Here is a 24,435-nt window from a genome sequence, read left to right as displayed (position 1 = left end):
GGTACAATGAAGCATGAATGTAAATAGGCGGAAGGATAGGAAATGATGAAAGATTTTATGAAAAAAATAGTAAATACTTCTTGGATAGAAAAAATAAGAAAAGGGGCACAAGAGCCTAAAAACAAAACGTTTCGCCGGTCGCATGTTCCTTTTCGCTTAAATTTTCTTTTTTTCATTATATTTACGTTATTTGTTGCGTTGATTGCTCGATTGGGCTATTTGCAGATCGTGAATGGTGAAGAGATGGAAGCGCGAGTGAAATCTACTTCTACGATTACAGTCCAAGAAAGTACCCCTCGCGGAATGATCTACGATTCCACAGGAAAAGCGTTAGTCACAAATAAAGCGAATCAGGCAATCACCTATACGAGGGGCACACAAGTGACGGCTAAAGACCTACTTGAAATCGCAACGAAGCTGAACTCTCTGATTGATGTGCCGGCAGATGAAAATCTGACAGATAGAGATAAAAAAGATTTTTGGCTGGCTGATCCGGAACATTTGAAGGAAGCCACAAAAAGACTTTCGGCAAAAGAAAAGCAATTAGGAAACAGCGAACAATACAGCGCGATGGTCAATAAAGTAACAGATGATGAGATCAACTTGAACGAGGAACAATTAAAGATCGCTACCATCTTTAAACGGATGAACAGTGCATATGAATTAAACACGGTCTATATCAAGAACTCTGGTGTTACTGACCAAGAATTAGCTGTTGTGGCGGAACGTGCTTCTGAGCTTCCAGGAGTTTCGACAGGCACAGACTGGACACGCGAATATAACGCAGCAGATTCACTGAAAAGTATTTTAGGTAGTGTGACGACTGAAAAACAAGGTCTTCCGGCAGATGAAGCAGAGAAGTATTTAGCAAAAGGGTATTCTCGAAATGATCGTGTGGGACAAAGTTATTTGGAAAAACAATATGAAGATGTCCTACAAGGAACCAAAACCCAATATGAAGTTTCTCTTGACAATGAAGGCAATGTTTCGAATCAAAAAGAAATCTTCTCTGGGGAAAAAGGTTCTAATTTAATGTTATCGATGAATACAGAATTCCAATCGAAAGTAGAAGAAATCTTAAAAAGAAATTATCAAACATTGATCAATAACGGTAAAGCACAGTACTCGCCTGGTGCTTATGCAGTAGCCATGAATCCTCAGACAGGAGAAGTGTTAGCCATGACTGGTTTCAGTCATGAGCAAGGTTCCAAGGAAATCACCGAGAATGCTTTGGGCACAATCACTAGCGCTTTTGCTCCAGGGTCTGTAGTCAAGGCCGGTACTTTGACAGCAGGTTGGGCAAGTAACGCGATCAGCGGAAATCAAGTGTTGATTGATGAACCGATTCGTCTACAAGGTGCTTCAGAAAAAAGCTCTGTCTTTAACCGAAACGGACAAGTTGCTCTTGATGCAGTCAAAGCATTGGAATTGTCTTCTAATACGTATATGATCAAAGTGGCATTAAAGATGCTAGGGCTAGACTATACTCCTGGAATGGGACTACCTAGTTTAGACGAAGAAGCTAAAGCTTATCAACAATTGAGAGACTCTTTCAAAGAGTTTGGTCTTGGTACAACGACTGGGATCGATTTGCCGAATGAATCTCCTGGGATTTCACGCTCTGTTGAGTATATGAAGAAGTTCAATGCGGATAATGGCAAAGAATGGTATACTCCAGGTAACTTTACCGATTTGGCATTTGGACAGTTTGACACATATACACCGATCCAATTAGCTCAATATGCTTCAACAGTCGCTAATGGCGGGAAACGAGTACAGCCTCACCTAGTCAAAGCAATCTATGGCAATGACGAAAATGGGAATTTGGGTGAAGTGAAAAAAGAAATTGGCACGACAGTAGAAAATACGGTCAATATATCTGCAGAAAATATGGCAATCCTCCGTGAAGGATTCCATCAGGTTGTTCATGGTACCGACCCTTACACAACAGCTAAACCATTAGCCAGTGCGAAAATGGACCTTTCTGCAAAAACAGGGACTGCAGAAACGGTTGCGGAAGGTCACCCAGATATTACGACAGTCAATAGTAATATTGTGGCATACGGACCAACAGACAATCCGGAAATCGCAATCAGTGTTGTCTTGCCGAACTTATTAGATGAACAAGACCACATGAACTTGACGATTGCTAAAGAAATAATGGACGCGTATTATGATATGTTCATGGTAAAATAAAAAAGAGGTCGTGAAAAAGCCGCTTAGTTTCGAGTATGAAGAAAAATTTTGTGAAAATAGCTTCTCACATTTTTGCTTAAAATTGACTTCATACCGAGAAACTGGCTTTTGAACACCGTTTAAGGAAGAGGTTGTGAAATTAGCGCCCTGACCTGAGTATTAGAGAAACAAAACGGCAAAATAGCTTCTCATATTTTGCCGTTTTTGAGCTAATACCGAAGGACAGCTGATTGAGCACCGTTTACTCGGCAAAAACATACTAAGATTAGAGGGGAACATCATTGACGAATGATGTTCTCCTCTATTTTCTATTTTTAGATTATAGTGAAGAATGAAAGAAAGTTCGAACAAAGCCTTGAGGACTACGAGTCCCTATCAAAAACCGAACTTCTTTACTGTCATTTTAGAATCAGGTTTACGTATGTTGGGGCCATGAGCCCGTGTATAGGAAATTGGAATCGAAATGAAGCAGTAAAGTTCTTTCAAAACTTAAAAAGGAGGAAAACAAATGCCTTACATTCTTGCATTAGATGTTTCAATGGGACACAGCTACAGTGTCCTATACAAAGACGACACCTGCTTATTTGAAGACGAGATCGAACACACTCAAAGAGGATTTCATGCATTACTCGAAGAGATCCAGCACTTGCCTGAACGTCCATTGATTGTTTTTGAAGCAACGGGGATTTATTCCAGACCAGTCGAAAAGTTCTTTCAAGATCATCACTTTTCTTACTGTTTGTTAAACCCGTTAGAAGCGAAAAAACAGATGGAAGAAAGCACTTTACGCAGTTGGAAAACAGATAAATCGGATGCCCATCGGCTCGCACAGACTCATCTTAAAAATCAACGTCAACCAAAAGAAGTACAAAGCAATTTTTACTTAGAGATGCGCGATTGAGCCCGTTTTTATCAAGAAATTGAGAAGAAAATCACTCGTCTGCGCATGGATTTACACAACTGCCTTCAGTTGACTTTTCCAGAGCTTGAACAGTTCTTTTCAAACAGGCTGACCCCTTACGCATTGACATTGATCCGTCTTTTTCCCCATCCAGATTTTGTATTGGCATCTACTCGGACAAAAATAAACTGATCAACGAAACACGGAAAAAAATCTCCGCGAATCGTGCCGAGCAAAAGGCAGATCAAATCATCCACTATGCACAGTGTGCCTATCCAGCTGTTGAAAAAGACAGTATCCACTGTCAAAAAACGATCTATTACGCCGAACTTCTCCAAGATTTACTCGAACAAAAAGAAGCACTGGCGACACAAATGATCAAAAAAGCCGAAGGCTCTCCTTGCTTTTCGTTGTACCAAACGTTCCCTGGGATCGGCGCACTCACAGCCGCTTTATTGATCGGTGAATTAGGAGATATCACACGATTTAAAACCCATAAACAATTGAATGCCTTTGTCGGAATCGACATCCGACGGTATCAATCAGGTAAGTATACTGGCCAAGACCGCATCAATAAGCGTGGTAATCCCAAAGCACGGAAAATTATTTTCTTCACCATTCGAAATATGATTCGCCAGCAACGCGCAGCTCCTAATCATATTGTCGATTATTACTACAAATTAAAAAAGCAACCTATTCCTAAGAAAGATAAGGTTGCCACAGTTGCTTGTATGAACAAGCTTCTGAAATGTATGCACGCTATGGTTAGGGCACATACAGAGTACGACTATGCGTACGCGGTCTCAGTGGACCATTAACTAAACCACTTACAGTATACCACTTCTTTGCCCAGATCGAAAATTTTTTACGAACGGGGCTTTATTTGGTGTGCCTTGATTTTGTCGCTTTCGTTTACGAGCTATTTTTCTTACACCTTTTACTTGACTAATCGTAGGAAAAAGGTTGTGACAAAAATTGTCACAACCTTTTTTAGTGGAATCTAATTCTCTATTGTAGTTTAAGTAATTTTTCCAGATAAACAGCTAAACCGTCTTCTTGATTGCTCAAAGGAGTGACATCATTTGCGATGCCTTTGAGCTGATCAGTACCATTAGCCATAACCACTCCCCATCCTGCATAATCCAGCAGTTCCAAATCGTTATGCTCATCACCAAAAGCAATCACGTCTTGTTGATCAATCGATAGGTAGTTAGCAATCTCTTGCACACCTTTTGCTTTTTGGATTCCTTTTGAAACAATCTCTAAGATCGCCGTGGGACCGCCCCATGTACGAACATCCACATAACTGCCAAATTGACGTGTTAATTCAGCAGATACAGCTTCTGCAAAACGCTTGTCTGTTCGGACAAGCAAAGATGTAGGATTTGTCGTCAGATTTTTAGGAGAAAGCAAGTTTTTCTCTCCAGGACGTGAAGAAGCAAAAATTTTTTCATCAAAGAAGTCAAAGCTGTCGATAAAAAAAGTATCCCGATTTTCAGCAGCGATAAAGTCTAGATTCAATTGTTTTTTTTGCGATAAGATTTCAAAAGCAATTTCACGATTAATCAATGTTTCTCTTTCGCCATCCCAATGTTGATTAGGGATATGCACCAGTGCGCCGTTAAAATTAACCATCGGTGTTGTTAACTCTAATTGTTGGTAAAATTGATGGCTCATTCGAAATGGGCGTCCAGTAGCGATACTGACATGATGACCAGCATTGATTGCTTTTTTCAGGGTCTCTTTTGTTTTAGAGGTAATCATCGAATCTTGATTGAGGGTGGTTCCGTCCAGATCGATGGCAATTAATTTTTTATTCAATAAAGGTCCTTCCTTCCTCAACTAGCATTTGTTTTAGTCTAGCATATTTTAGGTAATTAACAAGAGCAATCAGTTATTCCTAACAAAAAATACAGTTATGGCTATGTAAATAAATGAATACGAGCTAAACACGAACATTAAGTATTGTTTTCGGTTTTTTTGTTAAAAAAACGTTGAAAAACGAATGAAACGTCTATATAATTTGAAATTGTTCGATGGATTTGCCATATTTTGCATATTTATTATTATTATAGTTTTCCATCAGAAAAAAATTCAGGGAGTGGAACTTTTTATGGAAAAGTTTTTCGGTTTAAAGAAAAACAATACAAATGTATCAACTGAAATAATGGCGGGAGTAACGACATTCTTTGCCATGAGTTATATCTTATTCGTAAATCCGACGATTTTATCAGCATCAGGTATGCCGTTCCAAGCAGTATTTCTAGCCACAATCATTGCATCAATCATTGGTACGCTAGTCATGGGATTGTTCGCGAATGTCCCATATGCTCAGGCACCTGGTATGGGATTGAACGCATTTTTCACTTTTACGGTCGTTTTCGGGCTTGGCTATTCTTGGCAACAAGCCCTGGCAATGGTTTTTATTTGCGGATTAATCAACATTTTTATTACTGTTACAAATATCCGAAAGATGATCATTCGGGCGATTCCTGAAAGTCTTCAACATGCGATTGGTGGCGGGATCGGTATTTTCGTTGCGTATGTCGGGATCAAAAATGCAGGATTCTTATCTTTTTCAGCAGACCAATCTGCTATTTCGAATTCTGTCGTTGAAGGTGGAAAAGCAACAAATGTTACGATAAATGGCGGAATCGTTCCCGCGTTAGCCAATTTTGACAACGCACCTATCTTGTTAGCCGTGATTGGTTTGGTACTGACAGCCATTTTAGTTGTAAAAAACGTCCGTGGTGCTATTCTTATCGGTATCGTAGCGACCACAGTCCTTGGGATTTTTATGGGTGTTGTTGATTTAAGTTCCATTGATTGGCAAACGAATTCGTTAGGCAATTCATTTAAAGAATTAGGAACAACGTTCGGTGCAGCATTTGGTTCTGAAGGAATGCAATCATTATTCAGTGATTCTTCCAAGATCCCTCAAGTATTGATGACAATCATCGCATTCAGTTTATCTGATACATTCGATACGATCGGAACATTTATCGGTACAGGACGCCGCACAGGTATTTTCTCAAAAGAGGACGAGATCGCATTGGAAGATGGTCGCGGGTTCAAAACAAAAATGGATAAAGCGCTATTTGCCGATGCAATCGCTACTTCCGTAGGTGCTATCTTTGGTACATCGAATACAACAACTTATGTCGAATCTGCAGCTGGGATCGGGGCCGGTGGACGTACTGGTTTGACTTCAGTAGTAGTGGCAGTGCTATTCGCATTAAGTAGTTTGTTCTCCCCGCTGATCGCTATCGTACCAAATCAAGCAACTGCGCCAGCACTGATTTTGGTCGGGGTAATGATGATGGCTTCTTTTGCAGACATCAAATGGCTAGATATGGAAGAAGCTTTACCAGCCTTCTTTGCATCGATCTTTATGGGATTGTGCTATAGCATTTCTTATGGGATTGCAGCAGGATTTATTTTCTATACAATTGTCAAAGTAATCAAAGGAAAATTCAATGAAGTTTCTGTTGCTTTGTGGATTGTTGATATTTTATTCATCATCAACTTCATCATTCTAGCAACGATTTAAATAAAGAGAAGGGATTGGAACAGCATTTGTTCTGGTCTCTTTTTGTTTTACATAAAAAGAACGTTACATATAAAATGATCTTTGCGGGATTTTTCTCTTTTTACTAGCGAGATCGTTGCTTGTTTATTCGAAAATAGGTATGATAAAAGAGACGAAAGAGGGATGATAGATGGAGATTAATTGGAGAAAAAATTTAGTGATTGCGTGGATTGGCTGTTTTTTCACTGGTGCAAGTATTAGTTTAGTTATGCCATTCATACCAGTTTATGTTGAGCAACTAGGAACACCAAAAGATCAAATCGAATTGTTTTCGGGACTAGCAATCTCTGTTACTGCTTTTGCATCTGCCGTGGTTGCACCAATCTGGGGAAATCTAGCTGATCGAAAAGGTCGAAAACTCATGATGATCCGTGCAGCAGCTGGGATGACGTTGACGATGGGTTCTTTAGCTTTTGTGCCGAACGCGTATTGGCTTTTAATTATGCGTTTTTGGAACGGGATTTTGTCTGGGTATATTCCAAATGCAACAGCAATGATCGCTTCACAAGCGCCTAGAGAAAAGAGCGGATGGGCGTTAGGAACATTATCCACCGGAGCGATTGCTGGGAATCTGATCGGACCTTCAATGGGCGGTGCATTGGCTCAGTGGTTTGGTATGGAAAATGTATTCTTGATCACAGGGGCTTTGTTGATGATCACAACGGTGCTGACCATCTTCTTAGTCAAAGAAGATTTCCATCCAATCGAGAAAAAAGATCTGATAAGCACCAAAGAAATTTTTTCAAAAATGGATCATCTCTCTATTTTGATTGGTCTCTTCATCACGACCTTGATTTTACAGATAGGGATCACTACGATCAGCCCTATTTTGACCTTATATATTCGTGAATTAAGCGGAAGTACAGAAAATATCCTGTTTGTCAGCGGCTTGATTGTTTCGATAGCTGGTGTTTCTGCAGTCTTTTCTTCACCAAAACTAGGAAAACTAGGGGATAAGATTGGGAATCAAAAAGTTTTAATTGGCGGACTCATCTTATCATTTTGCTGTTATTTGCCCATGGCGTTTGTCACGACACCACTCCAATTAGGTATACTTCGTTTTATTTTAGGCTTTTCAACTGGTGCTTTGATGCCTTCTGTCAATACACTGATCAGTAAGATCACGCCACAAGAAGGGGTTAGCCGAATCTATAGCTATAATCAGATGTTCAGTAACTTTGGACAGGTTCTAGGACCAATGCTGGGGTCGACAGTTGCGCATGCTTATAATTACAGTGCTGTTTTTATTGTGACAAGTTTATTCGTCCTGTCAAATATTCTTCTTTCTCTATTCAATTTTCGTAAAGTTCTTCGCAGTAGATTATAATAGTGGTGAAAATTGGAAATAAAAAAGAGCTTGAGATATCTCAAGCTCTTGGCTGGTTTTTTACGAATGGGCAGAGGTTTCTTTTCTTGGCGCAACTGCACCAATCAAAAGGATAATGACACCCGCAATTAATGAAATGATTGTTGTCAAAGTAAAATCATATGTTCCGCTTGTTAATGCAGCACCAATATAACCGACTACTTGACCTAGAACGACAGCCCAGAATAATGTAACGATATATCGCATAAAGAACACCTCTTTTCTATCTTAATTTTACCAGATTTTCTTTGAATGTAAAGAAACGAGACTAAATCTCAATAAAATTCGAGTTCTTGTGAAAGAACTCATTCCTACAGACTAGAAGCAAGCAAATGAAGTAGAACAATCAACTTCAGCACTTGTTATTTAATGAAAGTAAAAGGATCAGACCTTTTAACGCTAGTGAATTTTAACGAAAAAAAAGGCGGAATGCAAGATGTTTTTCCCACAACTTTATACAATTACTTCTTATTCTCTTTTACAAAGTACGATCCGTATTCGAGAATATGTACAAGAAGCAAAAAAACAAGGCTACACTTCATTAGCCATAACGGATAAAGATGTCTTATACGGTGCACCTGAATTCTATCGTATTTGTGTAGAAGAAGGAATACAGCCAATCATTGGATTACATCTTAGTTATACTTATGAAGAAAAAAATTATGGTTTGCTTGCGTACGCAAAAGATGAGACAGGTTATCAGCAGCTGATGAAACTTTCCAGTCGAAAAATGATCCAAGAAAAAATGGCACTTGATGATATGATAGAAACCGACCATCTAGTGTTTGTCGTTCCGGCAAATCATTCTGTTTCTGAGGCTTTCAATAAAGAGGAACATTTTTTCAGTCATTGGCAGTTTTTGCTTGAAAATGTTTTTACTAAAGATTTTTATATCGGATTGTCAGAAAATACGCCTGATCAATTGCCTGAATGGTATCAGTATGTGACAAAAGAAAATTATCCGCTTTGTGCATTGCATCCAATCGCTAGTTTACAGCAAGAAGACCTTTTTGCGCTTGAAGTGATGAAGCATATCAAAGAGGGAAGTCAGATGCCTTTAGAAAGTTTATCTGCACCTTTACCATCAGCAAATGGTTACCTGCTTTCAGAACAAGAAATGATCAAACGATTCGAAGAAGCAGGTCTTTCACAAGCTGTAATAGGTGCTCAGCGCTTAGCCGAATCGATTTCATTTGAATTTCAGTTTCATCAGAAATTACTCCCGCATTATCCTGTCCCTCAAGGAAAACAAGCTGGAGAATATTTAAGAGAGCTATGCTACTCGCAAGTAGAACATCGGATCGTTGATTATACAAAGGAGTACCGAGAACGTTTGGACTATGAGTTATCTGTCATCCATCAAATGGGATTCGATGATTATTTCCTGATCGTATGGGATGTAATGGCTTTTGCTCATAGAAATAAAATCGTTACCGGTGCAGGCCGTGGTTCTGCTGCTGGTTCATTAGTAGCCTATGTGTTAGAAATCACAGATGTGGATCCATTAGAGTATGACTTGCTATTCGAACGATTTTTAAATCCTGAACGTTTTACGATGCCGGATATTGATTTGGATATTCCTGACAACCGACGTGAGGAAGTATTGAATTATGTTCGAGAAAAGTATGGACAATATCACATGGCGCAAATCGCGACATTTGGTACAATGGCTGCAAAAATGGTTCTTAGAGATGCAGCTAGAGTGTTTGGTCTGTCACAAAGTGAAGCAAACCGCTGGTCAAAAGCAATACCAAACCAGCTGAAAATCACATTGACCCAAGCCTACAAAACATCGCGTCAACTAGTAGAATTAGTTCAGGCGAGCGAAAAAAACCAGCTTTTATTCAAAACCGCAGTGATTTTAGAAGGATTGCCAAGACACGTTTCGACTCACGCAGCAGGGGTAGTTATCAGCGATAGGAATCTACTTGAATTAGTACCGCTCCAACGCGGTTCTGATGAAGCTTTTCTGACCCAGTATACGATGAATGAGGTAGAAGCCATCGGTCTTTTGAAAATGGACTTTCTAGGACTACGCAATTTATCGATTATTGATTTTACTTTAAAGGCTGTTAAGCGAGTAGAAGGGCAGGAAATCCGATTAAAAGAGATTCCATTAAATGATGCAAAAACGCTACTCTTGTTTCAACGAGGCGAAACCTCAGGAGTATTTCAATTTGAATCTGCTGGTATTCGAAACGTTTTACGAAGATTAGGACCAGAAAACATCGAAGATATTGCCGCAGTCAATGCGTTGTATCGTCCAGGTCCTATGCAAAATATCGATACCTTCATTGCCAGAAAAAAAGGAAAAGAAGCCATTCACTACCCCGATGATTCACTGATCCCGATTTTGAAAAACACATACGGGGTGATTGTCTATCAGGAACAAATCATGCAGATCGCCTCGACTATGGCTGGATTTACATTAGGGCAGTCAGATATTTTGAGGCGGGCAGTTAGTAAAAAGAAAAAAGACGTATTAGATGAAGAAAAGTCGCATTTTGTATCAGGAGCATTACAACAAGGATATTTGGAAAAAACAGCAGTGACTGTATATGAATATATTGAAAAATTTGCAAACTATGGATTCAATCGGTCGCATGCATTTGCTTATTCCTTCGTGGGATTCCAAATGGCCTATCTAAAGGCTCATCATCCAGGGGCTTTCTTCACTAGTCTAATGAATTCTGTTCGGCATAACACAACGAAATTGAAAGAATATATTGCTGAAGCACGTAAAAATAAACTCAAACTTTCTTCACCATCCATCAATCAAAGCAATTATAGTTTTGAGTTGGTCAATAAGGAAGAAATCAGATTCGGGCTGACAGCGATAAAAGGCATCCGACGTGATTTTGTAGAAGATGTATTGAATGAAAGAAAACAAAATGGCCCGTTCAAGTCAGTTGATCAATTCCTCATACGGATCGATAAGCGGTGGCTGAAATTAGAGTTGCTGCAATCACTGACAGCAGTAGGCGTTTTTGATGAATTATCTCCTAACAGGAAACAATTGATGCTTGATCTAGAAGGAAAAATCCAAAATATCGTTTACAGTGGTGGCAGTCTAGATTTGCTAGGAATCATGGCATTAAAAGAAGAAGAAGTCGCTGACTATACACTAGAAGAACGACTGAAGCTGGAAGAGGAATACTTAGGTGTTTATTTGTCAGGGCATCCTGCAGAAGGGTTTGACCGGCTTCGTTTAGCTAAACAGGTTCAGCTGATTACAGATATCGTTCCTAATCAACCAGTCAATTTACTATTGATGATAAAGGAAGTTAGAGAGATTCGGACAAAAAAAGGCGAACTGATGGCCTTCGTGGAAGGAACCGATAGTAGCGGAGAAATTTCTGTCACGATTTTTCCAACTCTTTATCGAAAATATCGTAACCTGTTTGCAGTTGATCAAGTGATCTTTGTTCAAGGGCGTAGCGAAATCAGCAAATATAACCAGGAACTACAATTGATTGGAGAAAGCTTTGCTGATCCTTGTCAGTTAGAAACACAGTATCCTTCACAAACGTGCTATTTGCGTATTATAGAAGAACGGGAAGACCCTGAGATAATGAAACAATTACAAGGGATTTTTCAGAAACACCCAGGATATATTCCAGTAATTATGTACCACGAAAAAACACAACGAAAAGTTGTTCTGTCGGATGCTTATTGGGTGGATGACAGCAAGAGTATAAAGGGGCAACTTGTTTCTCTACTTGGCGAAGATAATGTGGTTTTCAAATAACTTACGGTAAAAAATACTACTTGCTTTCATTTTTTTTCATTTTTTTATCCGTAAATCAAGACAAGCGAGAAAAATAATGTTAGAATGTTAGTCGTGGTTAACGCAAAAATGGTTGTAAACCTAAGTTATACTTAGGATAAAGTATTTTAATGAGGTGAATGTTTATTATGAAACGCATCGGAATTTTGACCAGTGGCGGAGACGCACCTGGAATGAATGCAGCTGTTCGTGCCGTTGTTCGTAAAGGTATTTACGAAGGACTGGAAGTATACGGGATCAATTATGGGTTTGCCGGTTTAGTTGCTGGAGATATTCGTCGTCTTGATGTGGCAGATGTAGGTGACAAGATCCAACGTGGTGGTACATTCTTGTATTCTGCACGTTATCCAGAATTTGCAACTGAAGAAGGTCAATTAAAAGGAATCGAACAATTGAAAAAATTCGGAATCGAAGGTCTAGTGGTTATCGGGGGAGACGGTTCTTATCATGGCGCAATGGCTTTGACAAAACGTGGATTCCCAGCAGTAGGTATTCCTGGAACAATCGATAATGATATTCCTGGTACTGACTTCACGATCGGTTTTGATACAGCAATCAATACAGTGCTAGAATCAATTGACCGTATTCGTGACACAGCGACTTCTCATGTTCGTACATTCGTTATCGAAGTAATGGGACGCAATGCAGGTGACATCGCTTTATGGTCAGGTGTAGCTGGCGGAGCAGATGAAATCATCATCCCAGAACATGATTTTGATATGGCTTCAGTTGCTAAAAAAATCCAAGAAGGCCGTGATCGTGGGAAGAAACATTGCTTGATCATCTTGGCTGAAGGTGTAATGGGCGGAAATGAATTCGCTGAAAAACTTTCAGAATTTGGCGACTATCATACACGTGTATCTATCTTGGGACACGTTGTCCGTGGTGGAGCACCAAGCGCACGCGACCGCGTCTTAGCAAGTAAATTCGGTGCTTACGCTGTCGAATTGCTTCAAGAAGGAAAAGGTGGATTATGTGTCGGTATTCATGACAACGAAATCGTTGCAGCTGACATCATTGATACACTAGAAAACAACAAGCATAAACCAGACTTATCATTATATGATCTAAATAATTCACTTTCATTTTAAGAGTGAAAGAAACCAAGCTATTTAAGCTGTGTACAGCTTTAAATAAACAAAATTGAATGGGAGAGTTTTTTAAATGAAAAAAACCAAAATCGTTAGTACATTAGGACCAGCAAGTAACTCAGTAGAAATTATTTCTCAATTGATTGAATCTGGGGCAAATGTCTTCCGCTTTAACTTTTCTCATGGTGACCATGAAGAACAATTATCACGTATGACTATGGTCCGTGAAGCAGTTAAAAAGACAGGAAAAGATGTCGGTATTCTTTTAGATACAAAAGGAGCTGAAATCCGTACAACTGTTCAAGGCACAACAGAAGCTGATTTTGGTCGTGCAGGATACATCAAATTTGAAGTAGGAGATCAAACACGCATCTCTATGGATCCTGAACATGTAGGTTCAAAAGAAAAAATCGCGGTTACTTACCCAGGATTATTTGACGATGTTCACGTAGGCGGACACGTTTTATTCGATGATGGCTTGATCGACATGGAAATCATTGAAAAAGACGAAGCAAACCGTGAATTAGTCGTAGAAGTTAAAAATGCAGGTATGCTAGGATCACGTAAAGGGGTAAATGCACCAGGCGTTTCTATCAGTTTGCCAGGTATTACTCCAAAAGATGCGGACGATATTCGTTTTGGTTTAGACAACGATATCGACTTTATCGCTGCAAGTTTTGTACGTAAAGCACAAGACGTTCTAGATATTCGCGAAATTTTAGAAGAAAAAGACATGACTCATGTTCAAATCTTCCCTAAAATCGAATCTCAAGAAGGTATCGACAACATTGACGAAATCATCAAAGTTTCTGACGGTGTTATGATTGCCCGTGGAGATATGGGTGTGGAAATCCCAGCTGAACTAGTACCAATGGTTCAAAAACGTATCATCAAAAAATGTAATGCTGCTGGTATCCCAGTTATCACTGCTACACAAATGTTAGAATCAATGCAAGAAAACCCACGTCCAACACGTGCGGAAGCTTCTGACGTTGCCAATGCTGTATTTGACGGAACAGATGCAACAATGTTATCTGGTGAATCTGCAAACGGAGACTACCCAGTTGAAGCTGTTTCAACAATGGCGCGTATCGACCAAGAAGCTGAAAATGCATTATCAGAATTAGGTACATTCCAATTGAACGAATTCGATAAAACAGATGTAACTGAAACAATCGGTTTATCTGTAGCTCGTGCTGCAAAAAATCTAGGCGTCAAAACAATCGTTGCTGCAACTGAATCAGGCTACACTGCAAAAATGATTTCAAAATATCGCCCAGATGCAGATATCTTGGCTGTTACTTTTGACGAACGCACAAAACGCGGTTTGATGTTAAACTGGGGTGTTTACCCAACAGTTGCTGAAAAACCATCAACAACTGATGAAATGTTTGAACTAGCAGCTAAAAAAGCTGTTGAATTAGGTTTCGCATCAGAAGGCGATTTAATCTTGATCACTGCTGGTGTACCAGTTGGCGAACGCGGAACAACTAACGTGATGAAAATTCAAATGATTGGTTCTAAATTATTAGAAGCTCAAGGCGTTGGACAAAAATCTGTCGTTGCAAATGCAGTTATTGCTTCATCTGCTGAAGAAGCTGTAAAAAAAGCAAAAGACGGAATGGTTCTAGTTGTACCATCAACTGACAAAGAATACATGCCTGCAATCGAAAAAGCAGCTGCTGTTATCGTTGAAGAAGGCGGATTGACTTCTCACGCTGCAGTTGTAGGAATTGCACAAGATATTCCTGTAATCGTTGGTGCTAAAGGCGCAACAACAACAATTACTGATGGCGAATTGATTACTGTTGATTCACGTCGCGGCATCGTTTACCGTGGCGAAACAACAGCTATCTAATTTAGCTTAATACAAAATAAAAACAGCTCTTCATTTACGAAGAGCTGTTTTTTGTGCTGTAACGAATTCATGGATGACTTGGACTACTTGTTCTTGAAGCGGTGTGACAAGCTGTTGTGTTCGTTTTGCCAATGAAATCAAGAAGCGAGGCTGAACTTCATCTGAAAGTGGCAGGCAAACTAAATGATCTTCAGGATGGACAGCAATCTCTGCCAAAAAACCGATACCAACATTTTCACGGATCATACTCTTTAAAATCGTCAAATCATTGCTTTGATAAACAACTTTTGGTTGAGTATGTGTTTGTTTAGAAAGTTTAGTGAATGCTGCTGGGTGGACATAATGTTCGTTCAATAACACAAACTGTTCATCTGATATATCTTTGAAAGAGACTGCCTTCTGCTGGGTCAGAGGGTGAGTAGGCGGAACGATGATCATGAAACGTTTATCCAAAAGTAATTCTGTTTCTAAATATTGATCTACGATTGGCTGTGTTGAGCCTAATACGGCTAAATCGATCCTCCCTTGACGAATCATTCCATATAAGTCCCGAGAGCCTCCATCGGTGATTTCAATCTGATTCATCAATTCATGCTTGATAAAGTAACCTGACAGTTTTGGAAAGTACTCATTGCCGATAATAGGCGGCATGCCAAAACGCAGCTTTTTCTTTTGTAACTGAGTGATTTCAGCCCTTGCAGTAGAAATCTCTTGGAGAATAGCTTGTGCATGGAGAAACAGCTGCTTTCCAGAAGGTGTGACGATTAATTCGTGATGCGAACGATCTCTTGTAATAAGTGTGGCGTCAAACTCTTTTTCAAGACGTTGTAATGCATATGTAATAGTAGGTTGGCTCACACGGAAATAATTAGCCACTTTCGTAAAGTTTTTTTGCTTGACGATTTGGACATAGTATTCAATATCTTTCGTGTTCATAAAGATCATCCGCTCCTTTGATAGAATAATGATTATTGTAAATGATTCTGAAGATGATAGCAAACAGAGGCTTTCTGTTAAAGATATTTCTGTTTTTTTATGAACTGCAAGGTGTCAAGAAAATTTCATTGACAACATGGTTTTTGCCCTGTATAATTGCTTTTGTTGCTTAGGAGTGATGAAAAATGAAATGGTCTTTATTGGAATTGAGAAAATACCAGGAGACACCGTTAACTTTTCATGAGACGCTCGACTTGAAAGCCGCTCTCATGAAGCGAGACAATTTAATACTTGATGTTGCGCCAGTGGAAGTCGAAGGTTTGGTCTCAGTTGATAAGAAAGGCTATATCGTTCATTACACTGTGCAGACGACTTTGACAGTTCCTTCAACACGTTCGCTAGAACCTGTTGAACTGCCGATGGATTTTTCTGTAGACGAAGTATTCATGACAGAAGAACAATTCCAAAGCAGAGATGAGCAAATGTCTGCAGATGAGATTTTGCTGATTGAAGGTCCGTTATTGAATTTAGCAGAGTCAATTGAAGACAACATCTTATTGGCGATTCCGATGCGGGTATTGACAAAAGAAGAGGAAGCAGCGACAGAACTTCCAAAAGGCAATGATTGGGAAGTTGTTTCCGAAGAAGAATACCAACGCAGAAAAATGGAAGAAGCCGAGAATAAAATTGATCCTCGTCTTGCAAAACTATCTGAACTTTTTGATTCTGAATCAAAAAACGACGATAACAAGTAAGATTGGAATATATTGTATCTATTATAGGTGCAAGACTTTACAAGGAGGTGTAGCAAAATGGCAGTACCAGCTAGAAGAACATCAAAAGCTAAAAAAGCAAAACGTCGTACACACTACAAGTTGACAATCAAAGGATTAAACGAATGTCCAAACTGTGGTGAAATGAAAAAAAGCCATCACGTATGTGCAAATTGTGGTTACTATGATGGTAAGGACGTAATGTCAAAAGAAGCTTAATACATTTTAATTAGAAAATGTAAAACCTCAAGGCTAACCATGGAGCCTTGAGGTTTATTTTTTTATAAGCGGTAAATAAAAAATATGTTGTTCTTTAGTTTGCAATGTAGCCGTGTTAAGCTATAATGTAAGAGATTAGGGAGAAATCCCGTATGTAGGAGGAGTTCATATGTCAAAACAACAAATCGGCGTTGTCGGTATGGCCGTTATGGGTAAAAATCTAGCCTTGAATATAGAAAGCCGCGGCTATTCAGTGGCTTTATTCAACCGTACAGGGGCTAAAACAACCGCTGTAGTAGAAGAACACCCAGATAAAAATTTCAAAGCAACGTACACAATCGAAGAATTTGTAGAATCAATCGAAAAACCGCGTCGGATTCTTCTGATGGTCAAAGCAGGACCGGCAACAGATGCAACAATCCAAGAGTTGCTTCCTCACCTTGATAAAGGCGATATTCTGATTGACGGAGGAAATACATTCTTTAAAGATACGATGCGTCGTAATGAAGAATTAGCCAACTCTGGTATTAACTTTATCGGTACAGGCGTTTCCGGCGGTGAAGAAGGAGCTTTAAAAGGACCTTCAATCATGCCTGGTGGACAAAAAGAAGCGTATGAGCTAGTTGCACCAATCTTAGAGCAAATTTCTGCAAAAGCAGAAGACGGAGCACCATGTGTTACCTATATTGGCCCAAATGGAGCCGGACACTATGTGAAAATGGTACACAACGGGATTGAGTATGGAGATATGCAACTGATTGCTGAATCTTATGACTTGATGAAGAATATTTTAGACCTTTCAGTAGAAGAAATGGCTGATATCTTTAAAGAATGGAATCAAGGCGAATTAGACAGCTACCTTATCGAAATCACAGCTGACATCCTGACTCGAAAAGACGATGAAGGTACAGGTAAACCAGTCGTAGATGTGATCCTTGATGCAGCTGGAAATAAAGGAACAGGTAAATGGACAAGCCAAAGTGCGCTTGACTTAGGCGTGCCACTTCCATTGATTACTGAATCTGTATTTGCCCGTTACATTTCTGCTTATAAAGAAGAACGCGTACAAGCAAGTAAAATTTTGTCTCGTACGAACGATTTTGAGTTCACAGGAGACAAAAAAGAATTGGTCGAAAAAATCCGAGAAGCGTTGTATTTCAGTAAAATCATGAGTTATGCCCAAGGATTTGCTCAATTACGTGTCGCTTCAAAAGAATTTGATTGGGATTTGCCATTTGGCGAAATCGCAAAAATCTGGCGTGCTGGATGTATCATCCGAGCTCGATTCTTGCAAAAAATCACGGATGCTTATGACAAAAATCCTGAGATCGAAAATTTATTGCTAGATGATTATTTCGTTGAAATCACGAAAAAATATCAGCAATCAGTCCGAGACGTCGTTGCCTTGGCTGTCCAAGCTGGCGTACCTGTACCAACTTTCTCATCAGCCATCGCTTACTTCGATTCATACAGAGCAGAACGTCTGCCTGCAAATATAATCCAAGCCCAACGCGATTACTTTGGCGCACACACATATGAACGTGTCGACAAAGAAGGAATCTTCCATTACTCATGGTACCATGAAGAATAATAGTCTTTCGGCTGTTAGGAAATGAGAAAATAAAAAGAGGACGAAAGAGCTGAAGTCGATTGTTATGAGTAGACTTCAGCTCTTTTTTAAAACTGCTATTCATGATAAAATGACTATAGATTTTTAAGCAGATTATCGGTATAATGATAGAGTTTTTAAAAAGCCAGTAGATAGAAAGGATAAAATAATAAATGAGTAATATTCTAATCATTGAAGATGAAAAGAACTTAGCTCGATTTGTCGAGCTAGAGTTGAAGCATGAAGGGTATAACGCAGAAGTCCATTACAACGGTCGTACTGGTTTAGATGCGGCATTAAATAATGAGTGGGATGCCATATTGTTGGACCTGATGCTTCCAGAATTGAACGGTTTAGAAGTCTGCAGACGCGTACGCCAAGTCAAAAATACACCAATCATTATGATGACTGCAAGAGATTCTGTAATTGATCGTGTATCGGGACTTGACCATGGAGCAGATGACTACATCGTCAAACCATTTGCTATCGAAGAACTATTAGCGCGTCTTCGAGCATTGTTGCGTCGAATCGATATTGAAGGTGACAAAAATGTGGCAAAACAAACCACTATTACTTATCGTGATTTGACTATCGAAAAAGAAAACCGTGTCGTACGTCGCGGAAACGAAGTAATTGAACTAACAAAAAGAGAATACGAATTGCTACTTACTTTAATGGAAAACGTGAACGTGGTATTAGCACGTGATGTTTTACTAAATAAAGTGTGGGGATACGAAACGGAAGTTGAAACAAACGTAGTGGATGTATATATTCGTTATCTTCGCAATAAAATTGACGTTCCAGGGGAGGAAAGCTATATCCAAACTGTCCGCGGAACAGGTTATGTGATGCGCTCGTGATAAAGCCGAAAAAATCGGAAAAAAGAGAACTGAAAGGGCCCTCCTTGACAATCAAGTGGGCCTTTGCGAGTTCTTTCTTCATATTCGTCGTGTTTACAATTTTTGCGGTCATTACCTATAAATCATCTATCAATCTGATTGTTGCAAAAGAAAGAAACAATGTAGAACGTACGATTTCAGAAGTAGCCTCTCGTTTGGCTAACTCGGATGAAGAACTGACATTAGTGAATACGTATCGTAATCTGACAAAAGCGACAAATGACGGAGATGAGGTCATAGATCATACTTCACTGGTCGAAGGAAACTTAATGAAGATTGATTCCTTTATAGCTGAGCTAGGGCAGCCTTCGATGGGTCTTTATGTGTATGATTTAGATGAGAACTTGATTTTCAAAACTCACGAAAACAGTCGAAACTTGATCCAAACAACACGTAAAGTGCCAACGATTGTTACACTAGAAGGGAAAACTGGCTTTTTATCTATACAGCCTATATATTCTAAAGGAACAAGAGAAAAGATTGGTTATGCGCAAAGCTTCTATGAATTATCTTCTTTCTATGATATCCGAAATAAGCTATTATTGACTCTTATTGTTTTAGAAGTCGTTTCTTTGATTTTAAGTAGTATTTTAGGTTTCTTTTTATCTTCTTACTTCTTGAAACCACTCAAGGTACTCAGAGATACAATGGATACTATACGTAAAGATCCGCAATCAGATATCCACATGCCTGAAATCGACACGAATGATGAATTGGCAGATTTAGCTGAAATATTCAATGAGATGCTTGACCGCATGCGTTTGTATATCGAACAACAAGAGCAGTTCGTGGAAGACGTCTCTCATGAGTTAAGAACTCCTGTAGCAATCATTGAAGGGCATCTTAGTCTGCTAAATCGTTGGGGGAAAGATGATCCTGAAATATTGGAAGAATCATTAAGCGCCAGCATGCAAGAAATCAGCCGCATGAAAAGCTTAGTTCAAGAGATGCTAGACTTATCTAGAGCAGAACAAGTAGATGTCCATTATGCAAATGAAACAACTAAAGGAAAAGAAGTCACCTATCAAGTTTATAATAATTTCAAGATATTATACCCAGACTATGTGATTACTTTAGATGATGATTTGACAAAAGAAGTGACCCTGCAAATTTATCGTAATCACTTTGAGCAATTAATCATTATCATATTGGATAACGCAGTAAAATATTCAACTACACGAAAAGAAGTCCATATCTCTATTTCTTCTACTCTAAATGAATTTGAGATTGCTATACAGGACTTTGGTGAAGGAATACCCAAAGAAGACCTTAATAAGATCTTCAATCGTTTTTATCGTGTGGATAAAGCGAGGGCTAGAACGAAGGGCGGAAATGGTCTGGGATTGTCTATCGCAAAACAATTGGTTGAAAACTACAAAGGTCGTATCTTAGCAGAAAGCGTAGTTGGGCAAGGGACTATCTTTAGAATTTTTATTCCTATCGCAAAAACAGAAGACAAGTAAAGCATGTGCTTTGCTTGTTTTTTTATATTATCCATTAAGAAAGAAGAAGCCAAATACAAGCAGATAAGAAATTTGGGATGGTCATTATAAAGAAATTTAGCGAACAATAAAATAGAATAACGTTCGTTGGTAAATTGTAAATAGCTTTTAGGTGAACAAAAAACAATAAAAATACTTTAATATTCGTCTTTAAAAATAATAAAGAAAAATAGGAAATTTTCTATTGCAATTTTATAAAGAGATTGCTATATTATTATTTGTTCTAAATGATTCCTTTAAGGTGTCACTAAAAATTATAAAAAATAGTGTTGACGCATTTTTGATATCATGTTATAATAACGAAGTCGCTTAGATGAGGAAGCTTATAAAGCTTGATTTTATCGAAAAAAACTTTAAAAAAGTTATTGACAAATAACAATCGAAATGATATGATAATCAAGTCGCTGCTAATGAGCGATAAAGACATTTAGAAAAAATAAGCAAAAAAGTTGTTGACATTCTCTTCTGAATCTGATAAGATTAAAGAGTTGTTGAAACAAAAAGATTAGACCTTTGAAAACTGAACAAAGTAAGACAAAACAAATGTGTAGGGCGTCTTGATTCAATTCAAGACAACAAACATTTTTTAACAAGCAAGCAATATGCTAGCAAACAAATTGAGCTTAACAATCGCAAGATTGTTCGAACTTTTTATGAGAGTTTGATCCTGGCTCAGGACGAACGCTGGCGGCGTGCCTAATACATGCAAGTCGTACGCTTCTTTTTCCACCGGAGCTTGCTCCACCGGAAAAAGAGGAGTGGCGAACGGGTGAGTAACACGTGGGTAACCTGCCCATCAGAAGGGGATAACACTTGGAAACAGGTGCTAATACCGTATAACAATCGAAACCGCATGGTTTTGATTTGAAAGGCGCTTTCGGGTGTCACTGATGGATGGACCCGCGGTGCATTAGCTAGTTGGTGAGGTAACGGCTCACCAAGGCCACGATGCATAGCCGACCTGAGAGGGTGATCGGCCACATTGGGACTGAGACACGGCCCAAACTCCTACGGGAGGCAGCAGTAGGGAATCTTCGGCAATGGACGAAAGTCTGACCGAGCAACGCCGCGTGAGTGAAGAAGGTTTTCGGATCGTAAAACTCTGTTGTTAGAGAAGAATAAGGATGAGAGTAACTGTTCATCCCTTGACGGTATCTAACCAGAAAGCCACGGCTAACTACGTGCCAGCAGCCGCGGTAATACGTAGGTGGCAAGCGTTGTCCGGATTTATTGGGCGTAAAGCGAGCGCAGGCGGTTTCTTAAGTCTGATGTGAAAGCCCCCGGCTCAACCGGGGAGGGTCATTGGAAACTGGGAGACTTGAGTGCAGAAGAGGAGAGTGGAATTCCATGTGTAGCGGTGAAATGCGTAGATATATGGAGGAACACCAGTGGCGAAGGCGGCTCTCTGGTCTGCAACTGACGCTGAGGCTCGAAAGCGTGGGGAGCAAACAGGATTAGATACCCTGGTAGTCCACGCCGTAAACGATGAGTGCTAAGTGTTGGAGGGTTTCCGCCCTTCAGTGCTGCAGCTAACGCATTAAGCACTCCGCCTGGGGAGTACGACCGCAAGGTTGAAACTCAAAGGAATTGACGGGGGCCCGCACAAGCGGTGGAGCATGTGGTTTAATTCGAAGCAACGCGAAGAACCTTACCAGGTCTTGACATCCTTTGACCACTCTAGAGATAGAACTTCCCCTTCGGGGGCAAAGTGACAGGTGGTGCATGGTTGTCGTCAGCTCGTGTCGTGAGATGTTGGGTTAAGTCCCGCAACGAGCGCAACCCTTATTGTTAGTTGCCATCATTCAGTTGGGCACTCTAGCAAGACTGCCGGTGACAAACCGGAGGAAGGTGGGGATGACGTCAAATCATCATGCCCCTTATGACCTGGGCTACACACGTGCTACAATGGGAAGTACAACGAGTTGCGAAGTCGCGAGGCTAAGCTAATCTCTTAAAGCTTCTCTCAGTTCGGATTGCAGGCTGCAACTCGCCTGCATGAAGCCGGAATCGCTAGTAATCGCGGATCAGCACGCCGCGGTGAATACGTTCCCGGGCCTTGTACACACCGCCCGTCACACCACGAGAGTTTGTAACACCCGAAGTCGGTGAGGTAACCTTTTTGGAGCCAGCCGCCTAAGGTGGGATAGATGATTGGGGTGAAGTCGTAACAAGGTAGCCGTATCGGAAGGTGCGGCTGGATCACCTCCTTTCTAAGGAATATTACGGAGACTACACAATTTGTTTTTACTTTGTTCAGTTTTGAGAGGTTTACTCTCAATTTAAAACGGGGCCTTAGCTCAGCTGGGAGAGCGCCTGCTTTGCACGCAGGAGGTCAGCGGTTCGATCCCGCTAGGCTCCATTAACAACATTAGTTGTTAAATTTGTTCATTGAAAACTGGATATTTGAAGTAAATGTAAGTAATACAAACCGAGAACACCGCGTTGAATGAGTTTTTTAATAAGTTCAATTGCTTATTTTCTTGATCTAACTTCTATCGCTAGAAGAAGGATCAAAACCCAACCGTAAGGTTGATAAGGTTAAGTGAATAAGGGCGCACGGTGGATGCCTTGGCACTAGGAGCCGATGAAGGACGGGACTAACACCGATATGCTTTGGGGAGCTGTACGTAAGCTATGATCCAGAGATTTCCGAATGGGGGAACCCAGCATCTTTAATAGGATGTTACGATTGTGTGAATACATAGCACATTCGAGGTAGACGCAGAGAACTGAAACATCTAAGTACCTGCAGGAAGAGAAAGAAAATTCGATTCCCTGAGTAGCGGCGAGCGAAACGGGAAAAGCCCAAACCAACAAGCTTGCTTGTTGGGGTTGTAGGACTCCAATATGGTCGTTCTTTCAGATAGTCGAATGACTTGGAAAAGTCAGTCAAAGAGGGTAAAAACCCCGTAGACGAAATGTGGAAGACACCTAGGAGGATCCTGAGTACGGCGGAACACGAGAAATTCCGTCGGAATCCGGGAGGACCATCTCCCAAGGCTAAATACTCCCTAGTGACCGATAGTGAACCAGTACCGTGAGGGAAAGGTGAAAAGCACCCCGGAAGGGGAGTGAAATAGAACCTGAAACCGTGTGCCTACAACAAGTCAAAGCCCGTTAATGGGTGATGGCGTGCCTTTTGTAGAATGAACCGGCGAGTTACGATTGCATGCGAGGTTAAGTTGAAGAGACGGAGCCGCAGCGAAAGCGAGTCTGAATAGGGCGTTTGAGTATGTAGTCGTAGACCCGAAACCATGTGATCTACCCATGTCCAGGTTGAAGGTGCGGTAAAACGCACTGGAGGACCGAACCCACGTACGTTGAAAAGTGCGGGGATGAGGTGTGGGTAGCGGAGAAATTCCAAACGAACTTGGAGATAGCTGGTTCTCTCCGAAATAGCTTTAGGGCTAGCCTCGGAATTGAGAATGATGGAGGTAGAGCACTGTTTGGACTAGGGGCCCATCTCGGGTTACCGAATTCAGATAAACTCCGAATGCCATTCATTCATATCCGGGAGTCAGACTGTGAGTGATAAGATCCATAGTCGAAAGGGAAACAGCCCAGACCACCAGCTAAGGTCCCAAAATATATGTTAAGTGGAAAAGGATGTGGGGTTGCACAGACAACTAGGATGTTGGCTTAGAAGCAGCCACCATTTAAAGAGTGCGTAATAGCTCACTAGTCGAGTGACCCTGCGCCGAAAATGTAC

14 protein-coding genes, 1 tRNA gene, 2 rRNA genes and 1 pseudogene (1 of these 18 running past the window's edge) are annotated in these 24,435 nt (G+C 40.2%); 15 read left to right on the top strand and 3 right to left on the bottom strand.

Going from position 1 to position 24,435, the window contains the following annotated elements:
- Positions 1-42 precede the first annotated feature (42 nt).
- Positions 43-2,196 carry a peptidoglycan D,D-transpeptidase FtsI family protein gene (locus QK255_RS08740; RefSeq protein WP_283341529.1) on the top strand — a complete coding sequence of 718 codons (2,154 nt, stop codon included), beginning with the start codon at positions 43-45 and terminating at the stop codon, positions 2,194-2,196.
- A 508-nt stretch (positions 2,197-2,704) separates the two neighbouring features.
- Positions 2,705-3,915, top strand: a pseudogene (locus QK255_RS08735) (IS110 family RNA-guided transposase).
- Positions 3,916-4,105: 190 nt separating this feature from the next.
- On the opposite strand, the gene QK255_RS08730 reads toward QK255_RS08735, so the two are convergent.
- Positions 4,106-4,918: a Cof-type HAD-IIB family hydrolase gene (locus QK255_RS08730; RefSeq protein WP_002290955.1), complete on the bottom strand. Its 813-nt coding sequence runs from the start codon at positions 4,916-4,918 to the stop codon at positions 4,106-4,108.
- Positions 4,919-5,210: 292 nt separating this feature from the next.
- Between QK255_RS08730 and QK255_RS08725 the strand changes: the two genes are divergently transcribed.
- Entirely contained in the window at positions 5,211-6,647 is a 1,437-nt protein-coding gene (locus tag QK255_RS08725) for an NCS2 family permease (RefSeq protein WP_002290956.1), read from the top strand.
- A gap of 169 nt (positions 6,648-6,816) precedes the next feature.
- The gene (locus tag QK255_RS08720) at positions 6,817-8,013 is read left to right on the top strand and encodes a multidrug efflux MFS transporter (protein WP_002290958.1); all 1,197 of its coding nucleotides are present in this window, start codon (positions 6,817-6,819) and stop codon (positions 8,011-8,013) included.
- Positions 8,014-8,073: 60 nt separating this feature from the next.
- Here the strand turns inward: QK255_RS08720 and QK255_RS08715 are convergent, their stop codons facing one another.
- Positions 8,074-8,259 (bottom strand): YjzD family protein, encoded by a 186-nt coding sequence (locus tag QK255_RS08715; protein WP_002290959.1) that lies wholly within the window; start codon positions 8,257-8,259, stop codon positions 8,074-8,076.
- Between the two features lie 229 nt (positions 8,260-8,488).
- Between QK255_RS08715 and dnaE the strand changes: the two genes are divergently transcribed.
- The 3 genes from dnaE (at position 8,489) to pyk (ending at position 14,788) form a co-directional block, all read left to right on the top strand.
- The gene (dnaE, locus tag QK255_RS08710; protein ID WP_002290961.1) at positions 8,489-11,800 is read left to right on the top strand and encodes a DNA polymerase III subunit alpha; all 3,312 of its coding nucleotides are present in this window, start codon (positions 8,489-8,491) and stop codon (positions 11,798-11,800) included.
- A 167-nt stretch (positions 11,801-11,967) separates the two neighbouring features.
- Positions 11,968-12,930: a 6-phosphofructokinase gene (gene pfkA, locus QK255_RS08705; RefSeq protein WP_002310395.1), complete on the top strand. Its 963-nt coding sequence runs from the start codon at positions 11,968-11,970 to the stop codon at positions 12,928-12,930.
- A 73-nt stretch (positions 12,931-13,003) separates the two neighbouring features.
- A complete protein-coding gene (gene pyk / locus QK255_RS08700; protein ID WP_002290965.1) occupies positions 13,004-14,788 on the top strand; it encodes a pyruvate kinase in 1,785 nt (594 codons plus the stop codon).
- Positions 14,789-14,818: 30 nt separating this feature from the next.
- Here pyk and QK255_RS08695 read toward each other — a convergent pair whose 3' ends face one another.
- Positions 14,819-15,724, bottom strand: coding sequence for a LysR substrate-binding domain-containing protein (locus QK255_RS08695; RefSeq protein WP_283341528.1), 906 nt, complete (start codon positions 15,722-15,724; stop codon positions 14,819-14,821).
- A 185-nt stretch (positions 15,725-15,909) separates the two neighbouring features.
- Between QK255_RS08695 and QK255_RS08690 the strand changes: the two genes are divergently transcribed.
- The 8 genes from QK255_RS08690 to QK255_RS08655 all read left to right on the top strand — a co-directional run.
- Positions 15,910-16,479, top strand: coding sequence for a YceD family protein (locus QK255_RS08690; protein WP_002290967.1), 570 nt, complete (start codon positions 15,910-15,912; stop codon positions 16,477-16,479).
- Between the two features lie 57 nt (positions 16,480-16,536).
- Positions 16,537-16,716, top strand: coding sequence for a 50S ribosomal protein L32 (gene rpmF / locus QK255_RS08685; RefSeq protein ID WP_002290970.1), 180 nt, complete (start codon positions 16,537-16,539; stop codon positions 16,714-16,716).
- Between the two features lie 169 nt (positions 16,717-16,885).
- Entirely contained in the window at positions 16,886-18,307 is a 1,422-nt protein-coding gene (gene gnd, locus QK255_RS08680) for an NADP-dependent phosphogluconate dehydrogenase (RefSeq protein ID WP_002290971.1), read from the top strand.
- A gap of 191 nt (positions 18,308-18,498) precedes the next feature.
- The gene (locus QK255_RS08675) at positions 18,499-19,185 is read left to right on the top strand and encodes a response regulator transcription factor (protein ID WP_002290973.1); all 687 of its coding nucleotides are present in this window, start codon (positions 18,499-18,501) and stop codon (positions 19,183-19,185) included.
- Positions 19,182-20,687, top strand: coding sequence for a HAMP domain-containing sensor histidine kinase (locus QK255_RS08670; RefSeq protein WP_002329065.1), 1,506 nt, complete (start codon positions 19,182-19,184; stop codon positions 20,685-20,687). The genes QK255_RS08675 and QK255_RS08670 overlap by 4 nt, the downstream gene beginning before the upstream one ends.
- A gap of 688 nt (positions 20,688-21,375) precedes the next feature.
- Positions 21,376-22,936 (top strand): 16S ribosomal RNA (locus tag QK255_RS08665).
- 76 nt (positions 22,937-23,012) lie between these two features.
- A tRNA-Ala gene (locus QK255_RS08660) sits at positions 23,013-23,085 on the top strand.
- A 177-nt stretch (positions 23,086-23,262) separates the two neighbouring features.
- A 23S ribosomal RNA gene (locus QK255_RS08655) occupies positions 23,263-24,435 on the top strand; it runs 1,742 nt beyond the window's last position.
- The 16S and 23S rRNA genes sit together here with 1 tRNA gene alongside, the layout of an rRNA operon.

Origin of the sequence: Enterococcus sp. ZQ21, from assembly GCF_030053755.1 — a bacterium.
Lineage (GTDB): Bacteria > Bacillota > Bacilli > Lactobacillales > Enterococcaceae > Enterococcus_B > Enterococcus_B lactis.
The sequence above is the reverse complement of the archived record's forward strand: the minus strand, read 5'-3'. Positions and strand labels throughout refer to the sequence as shown.

Excerpts from the sequence above, each read along its gene's own strand:
- QK255_RS08740 (WP_283341529.1), top strand. The coding sequence starts at position 43 with ATGATGAAAGATTTTATGAAAAAAATAGTAAATACTTCTTGGATAGAA.
- QK255_RS08725 (WP_002290956.1), top strand. The coding sequence starts at position 5,211 with ATGGAAAAGTTTTTCGGTTTAAAGAAAAACAATACAAATGTATCAACT.
- QK255_RS08720 (WP_002290958.1), top strand. The coding sequence starts at position 6,817 with ATGGAGATTAATTGGAGAAAAAATTTAGTGATTGCGTGGATTGGCTGT.
- QK255_RS08715 (WP_002290959.1), bottom strand. The coding sequence starts at position 8,259 with ATGCGATATATCGTTACATTATTCTGGGCTGTCGTTCTAGGTCAAGTA.
- dnaE (WP_002290961.1), top strand. The coding sequence starts at position 8,489 with ATGTTTTTCCCACAACTTTATACAATTACTTCTTATTCTCTTTTACAA.
- pfkA (WP_002310395.1), top strand. The coding sequence starts at position 11,968 with ATGAAACGCATCGGAATTTTGACCAGTGGCGGAGACGCACCTGGAATG.
- pyk (WP_002290965.1), top strand. The coding sequence starts at position 13,004 with ATGAAAAAAACCAAAATCGTTAGTACATTAGGACCAGCAAGTAACTCA.
- QK255_RS08695 (WP_283341528.1), bottom strand. The coding sequence starts at position 15,724 with ATGAACACGAAAGATATTGAATACTATGTCCAAATCGTCAAGCAAAAA.
- QK255_RS08690 (WP_002290967.1), top strand. The coding sequence starts at position 15,910 with ATGAAATGGTCTTTATTGGAATTGAGAAAATACCAGGAGACACCGTTA.
- rpmF (WP_002290970.1), top strand. The coding sequence starts at position 16,537 with ATGGCAGTACCAGCTAGAAGAACATCAAAAGCTAAAAAAGCAAAACGT.
- gnd (WP_002290971.1), top strand. The coding sequence starts at position 16,886 with ATGTCAAAACAACAAATCGGCGTTGTCGGTATGGCCGTTATGGGTAAA.
- QK255_RS08675 (WP_002290973.1), top strand. The coding sequence starts at position 18,499 with ATGAGTAATATTCTAATCATTGAAGATGAAAAGAACTTAGCTCGATTT.